The 11,873-nt window shown below is 69.2% G+C and carries 10 protein-coding genes; 5 read left to right on the top strand and 5 right to left on the bottom strand.

What is annotated here, in order from left to right:
• Position 1: 1 nt before the first annotated feature.
• Together ACO6VK_RS02935 and ACO6VK_RS02930 are read right to left on the bottom strand one after the other, a co-directional pair.
• Complete coding sequence (locus tag ACO6VK_RS02935; protein ID WP_422505455.1) at positions 2 to 1,135, bottom strand: fatty acid desaturase family protein; 1,134 nt, start codon at positions 1,133 to 1,135, stop codon at positions 2 to 4.
• A gap of 2 nt (positions 1,136 to 1,137) precedes the next feature.
• Positions 1,138 to 2,214, bottom strand: a complete 1,077-nt coding sequence (locus ACO6VK_RS02930) for a ferredoxin reductase (protein ID WP_422505454.1) — start codon at positions 2,212 to 2,214, stop codon at positions 1,138 to 1,140.
• Between the two features lie 92 nt (positions 2,215 to 2,306).
• Between ACO6VK_RS02930 and fabR the strand changes: the two genes are divergently transcribed.
• Positions 2,307 to 2,969: an HTH-type transcriptional repressor FabR gene (fabR, locus tag ACO6VK_RS02925; RefSeq protein ID WP_422505486.1), complete on the top strand. Its 663-nt coding sequence runs from the start codon at positions 2,307 to 2,309 to the stop codon at positions 2,967 to 2,969.
• A 13-nt stretch (positions 2,970 to 2,982) separates the two neighbouring features.
• Here the strand turns inward: fabR and ACO6VK_RS02920 are convergent, their stop codons facing one another.
• The 3 genes from ACO6VK_RS02920 to ACO6VK_RS02910 form a co-directional block, all read right to left on the bottom strand.
• The gene (locus tag ACO6VK_RS02920) at positions 2,983 to 4,359 is read right to left on the bottom strand and encodes a hypothetical protein (protein ID WP_422505452.1); all 1,377 of its coding nucleotides are present in this window, start codon (positions 4,357 to 4,359) and stop codon (positions 2,983 to 2,985) included.
• A gap of 132 nt (positions 4,360 to 4,491) precedes the next feature.
• Positions 4,492 to 4,857: a glycine zipper 2TM domain-containing protein gene (locus ACO6VK_RS02915; RefSeq protein WP_422505450.1), complete on the bottom strand. Its 366-nt coding sequence runs from the start codon at positions 4,855 to 4,857 to the stop codon at positions 4,492 to 4,494.
• Between the two features lie 159 nt (positions 4,858 to 5,016).
• A complete protein-coding gene (locus tag ACO6VK_RS02910) occupies positions 5,017 to 6,999 on the bottom strand; it encodes an oleate hydratase (RefSeq protein ID WP_422505448.1) in 1,983 nt (660 codons plus the stop codon).
• Between the two features lie 174 nt (positions 7,000 to 7,173).
• Here ACO6VK_RS02910 and ACO6VK_RS02905 point away from each other — a divergent pair, with 174 nt between their 5' ends.
• From ACO6VK_RS02905 to ACO6VK_RS02890, 4 genes are read left to right on the top strand one after another with little or no spacing between them, the layout of a single operon-like run.
• Positions 7,174 to 8,559, top strand: coding sequence for a TolC family protein (locus tag ACO6VK_RS02905; RefSeq protein ID WP_422505484.1), 1,386 nt, complete (start codon positions 7,174 to 7,176; stop codon positions 8,557 to 8,559).
• The gene (locus ACO6VK_RS02900; RefSeq protein WP_422505446.1) at positions 8,552 to 9,568 is read left to right on the top strand and encodes an HlyD family secretion protein; all 1,017 of its coding nucleotides are present in this window, start codon (positions 8,552 to 8,554) and stop codon (positions 9,566 to 9,568) included. Before ACO6VK_RS02905 ends, ACO6VK_RS02900 begins: the two co-directional genes overlap by 8 nt.
• Positions 9,565 to 10,746, top strand: coding sequence for an ABC transporter permease (locus ACO6VK_RS02895; protein ID WP_422505444.1), 1,182 nt, complete (start codon positions 9,565 to 9,567; stop codon positions 10,744 to 10,746). The genes ACO6VK_RS02900 and ACO6VK_RS02895 overlap by 4 nt, the downstream gene beginning before the upstream one ends.
• The gene (locus ACO6VK_RS02890; RefSeq protein WP_422505442.1) at positions 10,743 to 11,861 is read left to right on the top strand and encodes an ABC transporter permease; all 1,119 of its coding nucleotides are present in this window, start codon (positions 10,743 to 10,745) and stop codon (positions 11,859 to 11,861) included. Before ACO6VK_RS02895 ends, ACO6VK_RS02890 begins: the two co-directional genes overlap by 4 nt.
• Positions 11,862 to 11,873: the final 12 nt, after the last annotated feature.

The raw sequence follows: 11,873 nt of genomic DNA, 5'->3' as shown, positions 1-11,873 counted from the left end.
CTCAGCCCGGCTGCGTGCTGCCCTGGCCGGCCGGCGCCAGCACCGGCGCACGCGCCGGACGGCTCGGGAACGCATGGCGCAGGATCCGCCACATCACCTGACCGAACTGACGGGGCAGCGAACCGGTGTTGTAGTGCTGGCCGTAGCGCGCACAGATCTGCTTCACGTCCACGGCAATGGCGGCATAGCGGTTGGCGGGAATGTCCGGGTAGAAATGGTGCTCGATCTGGTGGCTGAGGTTGCCCGACATCAGGTTCATCAGCTTGCCGCCGGTCAGGTTGGACGAGCCACGCAGCTGGCGCAGGTACCAGTGGCCACGCGTTTCATCGCGCACGCATTCCTTGGGGAAGGTTTCGGCATCGGCGGTGAAGTGCCCGCAGAAGATGATCACGTACGTCCACACGTTGCGGATCAGGTTGGCCACCACGTTGCCGAGCAGTACCGGCAGGAAGAACGGGCCGGCCAGTGCCGGGAACAGCAGGTAGTCCTTGAACATCTGCTTTCCCATCTTGCGGCCGACCGGGCGGAACTGCGCCCGCAGCTGCGCGAAGGTCATCTTGCCGGCCAGCCAGCGGCCCAGGCGCAGGTCCTGGATGGCGATGCCCCATTCGAACAGCAGCGCGAACACCACCGCCACCACCGGCTGGATCAGGAAGAACGGGCGCCAGCGCTGCTCGGGGAAGATGCGCAGCAGGCCATAGCCGATGTCGTCGTCCAGCCCGCGCACGTTGGTGTAGGTGTGGTGGCGGAAGTTGTGGGTCTTGCGCCAGTTGTCGGCGGTGCCGACGATGTCCCACTCGTAGGTGCTGCCCTGCAGCTGCGGGTCGCCCATCCAGTCGTACTGGCCGTGGATGACGTTGTGCGCCAGCTCCATGTTCTCCAGGATCTTGGACAGCGCCAGCAGCACCACGCCGGCGATCCACGCCGGGATCAGCACGCTGTGCACGAAGGCGCCCAGGAACAGCAGCGCGCGACCGGCCACACCGGTCCAGCGCACGCCGGCCACCACACGTCGGATGTAGCGCGCATCGGCGGCGCCCAGCGTCGCCAGCTGGCGCGCGCGCAGCGCGTCGAGTTCAGCGCCGAAGGACTGCAGTTCGGCGGCGGACAGCACGCGGTTGTTGACGGAAGACATGCTTACAGCTCCAGGATCAGGTCGGTGCTGGCGCTGTTCACGCACAGCTTCACTTGCGTGGCCGGTTCGGCCGCGTACTCGCCGGTCAGGGTGTGCCGGGTCACGCCGGACGCCTTGCCGCACACGCAGGTATTGCAGATGCCCATGCGGCAGCCGCTGGCCGGGCGCAGGCCCTCCGCTTCCAGCGCCTGCAGCAGCGAGGTGCCGCGCGGCAGCGCCAGGGTGCGTCCACTGCGACGCAGTTCGACCTGCACCAGGCCGATTTCGGCATCGGGCAGGACCGGCGGGCTGAAGGCTTCAACCTGCAGCGCGGCGACCTGCGGCTGCAGGCGTGCGCGCGCGGTATCGACAAAGCCGCCGGGCCCGCACACCAGCACGCGGGCGCTGGCCAGATCGCCCAGCGCATCGAAGGCATACGTATCCACGCGCGGCGCCGGGGCCTGCGCATCGCGGGTCGGCAGGTAGTGCACGCGCAGGCCGGGATGGCGTGCGGCCATCGCGGCCAGCTCGTCGACGAAGCACAACGCCTCGCGCTGGCGTGCCCAGTACAGCAGGTCCACCTGCGCCGGCATGCCGGCCGCATCCAGCTGGCGCAGCAGCGCGCGCATCGGCGTGATGCCACTGCCGGCGGCCAGCAGCAGCAGGCGCTGACCGGCCTGCGGCTGCAGCGTCATCTCGCCGAAGGCCTGGCCCAGCTCGAACACCTCGCCCACGCGCGCACCGGTCGCCAGGTGCTGGCTGACGCGGCCACCGGCAATCGTCTTCACGGTGATCGCCAGGGTGCCGTCGGCCAGGGGCGTGGGGCTGTAGCTGCGGGTCAGGCGGCGGCCGTCCACCTCCACGCCCAGATTCACATGCTGGCCGGGGGCCATGCCGCGGAAGTGGCGGTTCGGCTTGAGGATCAGGGTGACCGCATCGGCACTGGCGGCCTCCCGCGCCACCAGCCGCGCGCGGGGGCGACGCAGCGTCCATAGCGGATGCAGGCCGCCGGCCCAGAAGTCGAACAGCTCCTCGGACACCCAGCGACGGGGCGACAGCGGGTTGCGGCGGCGGGAATCGGGGCGAAGGCGTGCACTCATGGGCGCACTATACGGCCGAGCATACGCCTGTGTATACACTTGTATATCGACGGGACCGGCTATGATTCAGCGACGTGACCTCCCTGCCCCCGATGACCTCCCCAGACCTGCCCCTGACCGTGCTCGATGATGCCCACCACGGGCGCAAAGCATCGATCACCCGCGACGACCTGCTGGCCGCCGCCCTGGCCCTGATCGGCCCGCATCGCAGCGTCTCCACCCTGAGCCTGCGTGAAGTGGCGCGTGAGGCCGGGATCGCACCGAATTCGTTCTACCGCCAGTTCCGCGACATGGACGAACTGACCGTCGCCCTGATCGACCTGGCCGGGCGTTCACTGCGCACCATCATCGGCGAGGCACGCCAGCGCGCGGCCTCCTCCGAGCGCAGCGTGATCCGGCTGTCGGTGGAGACCTTCATCGAACAGCTGCGCGCCGACGACAAGCTGCTGCATGTGCTGCTGCGCGAGGGCAGCGCCGGCTCGGATGCGTTCAAGCAGGCGGTGGACCGCGAGCTGAACTATTTCGAAGACGAACTGCGCGTCGACCTGATCCGGCTGGCCGCTGCCGATGGCGCGGTGCTGCACGAGCCCGCGCTGGCGTCCAAGGCGATTACCCGCCTGGTGTTCGCGATGGGCGCCACGGCGGTGGACCAGCCCCCGGAGAAGGACCCCGAGCTGATCGAACAGCTGGCGCAGATGCTGCGCATGATCATCACCGGCGCGCGTACGATCGCCGGCAATCCGCCAACGCGCTGAGCGGCCTCAGCCGTCAGCGCTTCCCGTCGGGCGCGTACCAGAACGGAATGCGGTACTCACGGCGGCGCTCGCGGCCGCGCTTCCCACCGTCTGCATTCCAGACCAGCAGCAGGTCATGGCGCCCCGGCGACAGCCCGTCCAGGGGCAGGTAGCCGGCCAGGCCGCGCATCTCCAGGTCGCGCCGTTCGATGGGCAGGAAGCCGTCGAGCGGCACCGGCTTGCCATCCAGGGTCACCTGCCAGACCTTCGCCAGGCACTGCACCGCGTGGGTCGACGCCTCCGGGCCCACAGCCGTGTTGCCGCCGTCGGGCAGCGCACACAGGCGTTGCGCCAGCGCGTTCTCGCGTTTGGGCTGGTGCGGAATGAACAGCCGCAGCGTGCTGCCCTGGATCACGTCGGCCGGGATCATCGGATAGCGCAGCAGGCGATCATGCTCGGTACGCAGCGATTCGTAGTGGGCGCTGAGCATGCCCTGCTCGACCGCTGCTTCGGTGACCACCGAATAGCGGTCCAGCAGCGAAAAGCGCATCGACCCCACTGCCTGCACCCCGCCGATCACCATCGCCACCATCACCGCGCCCATGTACAGCCACATGAAGTGCCGGGCGCGCTGATTGCTCTGCAGCATCAACTGTACCGGCAGCAGCATTCGCATCGGGACAAACCACTGGTTGAGCGCCAGGACACGATGCGTGGCCCGCTCCAGGCGCGGGCTGGCTTCGCCACGCGCGTGCCGCCTGGCCACCGCCTTGTCCATTATCCCGGCGCCGAGGCCCAGTATCACCGGCACACCCGTCAGCACGGCGAGGATCGCCAGGGCCACATCATCCGACTGCGGGAACAGCGCGCCGATGCCCGCGGCGACCGTGATCGCCAGTATCGACATCAGCCCGATGACGGCCATCGTCAGGGCGAACAGGAGCGTGGTCGAGAACAGCGTCGACGCGGCGCGGTCGGCACTGGTGATGGCCTGGTCCAGGCTGACCACCCGTGCCTGGTAGAACCCGCGCGCAGTACGGCCGAGAAAGGGAATGTGATCCCAGCGGATACCGTCAGGGAAATTGCTTTTCAATCCGATCAGCCCGACCCAGTAGCCGCGGATCGCCAGGTGCGCGATCAGCGCGATCGCAAGCACATAGCACAGGCCGACGCTGGTGCTGAAGCCGAACCAGAGCGCCTGCCAGTAGATGCCGTCGGTGTGCACCTCGCTGACCGCCCACGCATCGAAAATGCGCCCGGGCACGGCCAGCAGCGCGAAGGCGAGCAGACCGGAAATGAACATTTCCAGTTCGTCGGTGCGCTCGCGCAGGCGGGCGAAGCGGCCATTCGCATCGCTCTCGGCAACAACAGGTACGGCGGGGGTACTGCCAGGCTCGAGCGTGTCGCTCACGGGCGGGTCGTCCATGCGGTTTGGCGGAGTATACGGGGGCTGCCGCCACATTCGGCAAGGTCCGGACACGACGACGCCGGCCCAGGGCCGGCGTCGCGTTGCTGCTGAAGAAGGGAACGGCTGCGGCAAGGATCAGCGGTACACGCGCTCGCAGCGACGTTCGACCACCCGGTTGCCGGATTCCTGCTGGTGGCGGCCCTGCACGTTTCGGCCCACCGCACCGCCTGCCACTGCGCCCGCCACCGTGGCCACCTTCTTGCCGTTGCCGCCGCCTACCTGGTTGCCAAGCAGGCCGCCCACAATGGCGCCGGTGGCGGTACCGGTAATGCGGTTGGGGTCCTTGGCGTTGCGCTGGACCTCCACGTTCTTGCACACCACCTTGCTGCCGTCATTGAAACGGCGTCCTTCGTCCTTCGGTCCGTAGGTCTGTGCCGTGGCGGCAAAGGACGACGCCAGCAGCGCGCCTACGCACACCAGATGGGAGAGGGTCGGTTTCATGTCGGCTCCTTGTGTCGGCTCGTGCACACAGTCTCCGCGCGCAGACGGCTGCACACCGTGAAATCGTGTGGATACCGCGTCAAGGCGCCACGCATGGTTCAGCCTGCAGCCGGTCGGCGACGCCCCAACGCCGCCCCGCTGCTGCACGCCGTCATGCCCTCAGCGCGTGCGCCGGCCCAGCTTCTCGCCCAAGCGGTCCAGCCGCGCCGACAGGTCCTTGAGCGCCACGCTGCCCTTGCCCGACAACCAGGACAGTTCCTCCTCCAGAAAGCCCTCCCGGTTCTTCTCGGCCTGTGGCAGCGGCGGCAGGATGTGCGCGTAGTAGCTGTTGCCGAGCAGCCGGTGCAGCAGCCGTTCGCCGGGGAACGGCGCGTTGTTGTTCAACGCCCGCGCCGCCTTGATCAGGTTGCGGATGTCGTACTGGGTCGGGCTCAGGTCCGGCACCTGCTTGCGCAGCCCGAGCAGGGTGTACACCGCCACACGCGCCGTGCGGATCGAGCTTTCCATCGTGAAGATCACATCGTTGCGCGTTTCCACGAACTGGCCGAGCAGGCCCAGGTTGGTGCAGCCCGCCGGCACCACGTGCGGACGATCACCAGCGGCACGCGGCATGAACTGCGCGGTGATGTACGGCATCAGTGCCAGCCGCACCTTGGTGGCGGCGGCCACGGCATCGATCCGGTCGCCGATGCCGAGGTGGTGGCACAGCTCGGCCAGCACCTCGCGCCCGGTGCACGCCGGCATCGGCTTCTTGATGTGGTTGCCGTCCTGGTCCATCAGCAAGGCATAGACCCACACCACCAGCACGTCCTTGGGCTGGTCCACGAAATGCGGCTGGCGGTTGACGGTGAAGCTGAGCACCCAGTTGGAATCGGTGATGGTGATGACCCCACCGGTCACCGTGCGGCCGGAATACGGATCATTGACCGACAGCGCGCGGATCGCGTCCACCAGCGGCGACGGACGACAGGTCAGCGTGGCCGACTCCCACATCGAGCGGTCCACGTCGCCGTAGAACTTCTCCGGCTTGCCGAAGATCGGCGACTGCCGCGCGAGATTGCGCCACAGCGCCCAGTCGCTGTCCTCGCCCGGGTCGTGGCGATCGCGCGCGAGCGGCGGCACGGTGTCCATGTCGCCGTACGCGGTGCCCTCGGTCATCGATCCGGTGAGCGCGAACACCAGGTCGCCCGCGGCCACCGGCAGCGTGGTGGCCTCCCCCGCCACCCGGCACCGCAGGCCGGTGACGGTGCGCGCGTTCCCGTCCACCGCCATCTCCAGGTCATGCACGCGGGTATCGAACTGCACGTTCACGCCCTGCGCGCGCAGCATCCGCGACAGCGGCACCACGAAACTCTCGTACTGGTTGTACTTGGGGAACACCAGCGCGGACATGTCGTTCAGGCCGTCGATGGCATCCAGGAACCGATGCATGTACAGCTTCATCTCCAGCAGGCTCTGCCAGTTCTCGAAGGCGAACATCGACCGCCAGAAGAACCAGAAGTTGCTCTGCAGGAACCCTTCGCTGAAGTAGTCCTCGATGGTCACGTCATCCAGGTCTTCCTTGCGCTTGAGCAGCAGCTTGACCAGTTCCCATTGCTGGCCCCGGCTCAACCCGAAGGTGGTGAAGTCCTTGACCTTGCCCTGCTGGTGCAGCAGCCGCGCCTTGGACCAGTTCGGATCGTTGTCGTTGACCGCGCGGTACTCGTCGAGCACGCTGAAGCCGGCAGGCAGTTCGAGTGCCGGCACATCCTGGAACAGGTCCCAGAAGTTGTCGTAGTTCCAGTTCATCTCGCGGCCGCCGCGGATCAGGTAGCCCTGCTCGGCATCCCCCGCGCCATCCAGCGAGCCGCCTTCGATATCCAGGCTGTCCACCAGCGTGATGTTGGCCGGCGGCATGCCGCCGTCGCGGATCAGGTAGAACGCCGCCGCCAACCCCGCGATGCCGGTGCCGATGATGTAGGCCTTGCGCTGCGCCACGCCGTCCGGCGGCAGCGGCCGGTTGCGCATGTAGGCCCCCATCATGTCCGGCGGCGGCAGCGTGTTCTGCGGCTGGTTGGACCAGTAGCCGCCGGTGCTGTCCGGCTCGTGTTCGAAGGGCGGCGCGGCCCCCGCGGTTTGTCCCGGTGCGGTCGGCTGGCTCATGGCACTGCTCCTGTAGCGATGGGGATACCCTGCGCCGCCCATGTTACGCAGTGGCGTCGGGCGCGCCTTGATCCACATCAAAGACCCGGGCTTCACGCGATGCGCACTATCTTTTGCCAAACTTTTTACGCAGGGAGCCGCCAGAACGTGAGCCGGCATGCAGCGCAGGCGCGCATAACGAACGCGCGACGCAGGATCGCCGGGAGGATTGGCACGGCACTGCTGGCCGCCGCCCTGCCGCTCGCCGCCGTTGCCCAGGACAGTCCCGCGCTGGACTGGCGTCAGTCACAGGAGCGGCTTGAGCAGGTCTCCGACGCGCTTGCCGCCGCCGATGCATCGGTGCGCAACAAGGAAGACCTGCAGGACGCCACCCGGCTGCTGCGGCTGCCGGAGATCACCGGCGAGGTGCGCCGCCTGCAGTTCCAGAAGACGCTGACCCTGCCGTTGGGGTCGTTGACCCCGGTGGCCGAGGCATTCGGCATCGACTCCCCGCTGCAGTTCACCGAGCGCGACTGGCGCACCCGCCCGGTGGTGACCGCGGTGCTGCCGCTGTACACCGGTGGCCTGATTCCCGCCGCCCAGCAGGCCGCGGCCGGCGCCACCGAGCAGGCCAACGCCGAGCGCGATGCGCAGCGCCAGTCGTTGAGCGTGCAGCTGGCCCAGGCCTACTTCGGCCAGCAGTTGGCCGAGCAGGCCGTGAGCGTCCGCCGCGACGTGCGCGATGGCATGCAGCGCCACCTCGACGATGCGCTGAAGCTGGAACGCGAAGGTTTTGCCACCCGCGCCCAGCGGCTGCAGGCCAACGTGGCCCGCGACAAGGCCGAGCGCGAGTACCAGAAGGCGCTGAACGACCTGCAGACGCTCAAGGCCGCGCTGTCCACCCTGCTGCGCAGCGGCGGCGAGGTGCGGCCCACCTCGCCGTTGTTCGTGCACCGCGCGCCGCTCGGCGATATGGCCGGCTTCGAGCGCGTGGCGCAGGCGCGGCAGCCGCAGATCGCGCGCCTGCGCGCCGTGGTCGCGCAGGCCGAACAGGGCGTGCGCGTGCAGCAGGCCAAGCTCAAGCCGACCGTCTACCTGTTCGGTCAGTACGACTTCCGCCGCCGCGATGAAATGATCACCGACCCGGACTGGGCGTTCGGCATCGGCCTGAAATACACCTTCCTGTCGCCCAGCTCGCGCCCGGCGCAGATCAGCGCCGCGCGTGCGCAGCAGGAGCAGGCCGAGGCCGGTCTGCGCGAGGCCGAGAACCAGGTGGCGCTCGGCGTACGCAAGGCGTGGAACGAGCTGGAGACCGCGCGCCACCAGTACGCGCTGCTCGACAGCAGCATCGAACAGTCGCGCGAGAACCTGCGCCTGCAGGAGCTGGCCTACCGCGAGGGCCAGGCCACCTCGCTGGATGTCATCGACGCCCGGCTCGGGCTCGGGGGTGCCCGCGTGGAGCGCGCGCAGGCCGCCTACCAGTACGACGTGGCGCTGGCGCAACTGCTGGAGATCAGTGGACAGATGGACCGCTATGACGAATTCCGACGCCGTGCGGACGAGGTGATCGACCATGAATGACACATTGCAGGCGCCTGCCGACGCCCCGCCCCCGAACAAGCGCCGTGCCGGCGCGCTGATCCTGGTGGCGCTCGCGCTGGTGGTGGTGCTGGGCCTGTGGCTGGCATGGCGGACACCGGCCGATCAGCTGCAGGGCATGGCCGACGCCGATACGGTGAACGTGGCCGCCAAGATCACCGCGCGGTTGGCCGAGCTGAAGGTGCGCGAGGGCGATCGGGTCACGGCGGGCCAGGTCCTGTTCGTGCTCGACAGTCCCGAAGTGTCGGCCAAGGAGGAACAGGCGCACGGCGCACTGGACGCCGCGCGGGCCGTGGCCGACAAAGCGGATGCAGGCGCGCGCAGCGAGGACATCCGCGCCGCGCAGGCCAACTGGAAGCGCGCCGAGGCCGGCGCCACGCTCGCCGACGCGACCTACCGGCGCGTGCAGAACCTGTTCAACGAGGGCGTGATGAGCCGCCAGAAGCGCGATGAGGCACTGGCCCAGTCGCGCAGCTCGCGCGAGCTGGCCAATGCCGCGCGCGCCCAGTACGACCAGGCGCTGGCCGGCGCGCGCGACCAGGACAAGCGCGCCGCGCAGGGCCAGGTGCGCCAGGCCCGGGGCGCCGTGGCCGAAGTGGATGCCGCGCGCGATGAGGTCAACGGGCGTGCGCCGGTGGCCGGCGAGATCAACAAGCGCATGGCCGATATCGGCGAACTGGTCCCGGCCGGGTATCCGGTGTTCACCGTCGTGGATATCGACCGCATGTGGGTGTCGGTCAACCTGCGCGAAACGCAGATGCAGGGGCTGAAGATCGGCAGCCGCCTGCGCGGCAGCATTCCCGCGCTCGGCCGCGATGCCGACTTCGAGGTGTACTTCATCAATCCGGCCGGTGACTACGCCACCTGGCGCAGCACCCGTCAGTCGTCCGGCTACGACGTGCGCAGCTTCGAGATCCGGGTGCGCGCGGTGGACCGCATCGAGGGCTTCCGCCCGGGCATGAGCGTGCTGTTCGCGTGGCCACAGGGATGAAGCCGCCGCTGCGGGCGGGATTCTCCGCCGCGCTGCACCGCGAACTGCGGCACCTGCGCGCCGACCGCGCCGAGCTGGCGCTGGTCACCGTGCTGCCGCTGCTGATGCTGGTGGTGATGGCCTGGCTGTTCTCCGCGTCGGTGATGCGCGCGGTGCCCATCGCCGTGGTCGACCTGGACCACAGCGCCGAGAGCCGCCTGCTCACGCGCATGCTCGATGCCAGCCCCGGGCTGGCCGTCGCCTCCCAGCCGGCCACCCTGGCCGACGCCCAGACCCAGCTGCGCCGGCTGGACGTATTCGCCGTGGTGCTGGTGCCACGCGACGCCACCCGGCAGGCGCTGCGTGGCGGCGAAGGCACGGTCCTGGCGTATTACAACGCCAGCTACCTGACCACCGGCCAGTCCGCCGCACGTGACGTCACCGACGCGGTCGGCGCCTGGAACGCCCGCCTGCTCAAGGAGCGGATCGGGCTGCAGGTCGGCCCGGCCAAGCTGCGCGCCGCGCCCATCCGGGTGCAGTCGGAGATTCTCTACAACCCGGCCCGCAGCTACGAGCTGTTCCTGCTGCCGCTGATCTTCCCGGCGGTCCTGTCGCTGGTGCTCGCCCTGGCCGCCGCCAGCAGCGTCGGCCGCGAAGTGCGCGACGGCACGCTTGCCACCTGGCTGGGCGACGCGCCGTGGGCGGCGCTCGCCGGCAAGCTGATGCCGTATGTCGCCCTGTTCGCGCTGTACGGCGCCGCCGGCGTGCTGTATCTGGCCTACCTGCGCGGCGATGGCGTGGCCGGCAGCCTGCTGCTCCTGCTGCTCGCACAGCCGCTGTTCTACCTGGCCTGTGCGGCCTATGCGGTCCTGTTCGTCGGCCTGACCCGCGACATGGGCACCGCGTTGTCGGTAGTGGGCCTGTCGCTGGGCACCGCGCTGGCGTTCTCCGGCGCCACCTTCCCGGTGATCGACGCGCCGCTGTTCACCCGTGTCTGGAACCTGCTGCTGCCACTGACCGCGTACGTGAAGCTGCAGACCCAGCAGCAGTTCGTTGGCGCCCCGGGGGCGGTGTCGCTGTGGCCGCTGGCCACGTTGACGCTGATGGTCCTGGTCGCCGGCGGCATCGGTGGCTGGCGTCTGATCGTCGCCGCTCGCGCCCCGCGCCCTGCCGCACCTGCCCACGGCGTGTCGCCGTGACCTGGGTCTGGGACAGCCTGCGCCAGACCCTGCGCGCGGTCCTCACCGACCGCTATGCGCTGGTGGTGATGATCGGCGCGGTGGTGCTGTACTCGTTCTTCTATCCGGCCGCCTACCGGCACCAGGTCGCCGGCAACCTGCCGATCGTGGTGGTCGACTTGGACCAGAGCGCCACCAGCCGCGAACTGCTGCGCCGGGTGGACGCGCTCAACGCGGTGCGCATCGTCGGCCAGCCGGCCAGCCTGGACCAGGCCCGCCGCGTGCTCGAAGCCGGCCATGCCGAAGGCATTCTGCTCATCCCCGACCGGCTGGAGCGCGACATCCTGCGCGGCGGCAGTGGCGAACTGGTGCTGATCGGCAACGGCGCCTACCTGGGCCGTGCCAGCTGGGTGCTGGCCGGTGTGGCCGAGGCGCTGGGTGCCTTCGGCCGCGATGCCGCCGTCGCGCAGGCCGCCTTCATGGGCCCGCCGCAGCCGCCGCCGATCCGCCTGGTGCAGCGCCCGCTGTACAACACCCACGAGGGGTACGGCAGCGCCATCGTCGCCGGGGTGGCCGAACTCATCGTCCACCAGACCCTGCTGATGGGCATCGGTGTGCTGCTGGGCACGCGCCGCCTGGCGCTGGGCCGGCGCCTGCGCTTCGATCTGTCGACGTTGTCCGGCATGGCCGTGGGCTTCTGGCTGATCGGCATGCTGGGCCTGCTCTACTACGTTGGCTTCACCGCCTGGGTGCAGGACTATCCGCGTGGCGGCAATCCCGGCGGTGTGGTGGTGGGCGGCGCGCTGTTCATCGCCGCCACCGTCGCGTTCGGACTGTTCATCGGCAGCTTCTTCCGTACCCGCGAACGCGCGTTCCAGTACGTCATCGCCTGTTCCATTCCGTTGTTCTTCCTGGCCAATCTGTCGTGGCCGGCGATCGCATCGCCGCGCGCGCTGGTCGCCCTGTCGCAGCTGCTGCCCACTACCTCGGGCATCAATCTGGTGGTCCGCATGAACCAGATGGAGGCCACGCTGGCCGACGTCGCCCGGGAGCTGTGGACGCTGGCCGGGCTGGTGGTGCTGTATGGCGGGCTGGCGATCTGGCGGCTCGGCCCGCAGCGCGCACCGCGCCCATAGAGCGCGGTGCGG

Origin of the sequence: Stenotrophomonas sp. GZD-301 (assembly GCF_049310345.1) — a bacterium.
Lineage (GTDB): Bacteria > Pseudomonadota > Gammaproteobacteria > Xanthomonadales > Xanthomonadaceae > Stenotrophomonas.
Note: the sequence above shows the minus strand (reverse complement) of the source record. Positions and strands in the feature narration are given on the sequence as shown.

Coding starts and splice junctions, on each gene's coding strand:
- fabR (WP_422505486.1), top strand. CDS start 2,307: ATGACCTCCCCAGACCTGCCCCTGACCGTGCTCGATGATGCCCACCAC.
- ACO6VK_RS02935 (WP_422505455.1), bottom strand. CDS start 1,135: ATGTCTTCCGTCAACAACCGCGTGCTGTCCGCCGCCGAACTGCAGTCC.
- ACO6VK_RS02910 (WP_422505448.1), bottom strand. CDS start 6,999: ATGAGCCAGCCGACCGCACCGGGACAAACCGCGGGGGCCGCGCCGCCC.
- ACO6VK_RS02900 (WP_422505446.1), top strand. CDS start 8,552: ATGAATGACACATTGCAGGCGCCTGCCGACGCCCCGCCCCCGAACAAG.
- ACO6VK_RS02895 (WP_422505444.1), top strand. CDS start 9,565: ATGAAGCCGCCGCTGCGGGCGGGATTCTCCGCCGCGCTGCACCGCGAA.
- ACO6VK_RS02915 (WP_422505450.1), bottom strand. CDS start 4,857: ATGAAACCGACCCTCTCCCATCTGGTGTGCGTAGGCGCGCTGCTGGCG.
- ACO6VK_RS02930 (WP_422505454.1), bottom strand. CDS start 2,214: ATGAGTGCACGCCTTCGCCCCGATTCCCGCCGCCGCAACCCGCTGTCG.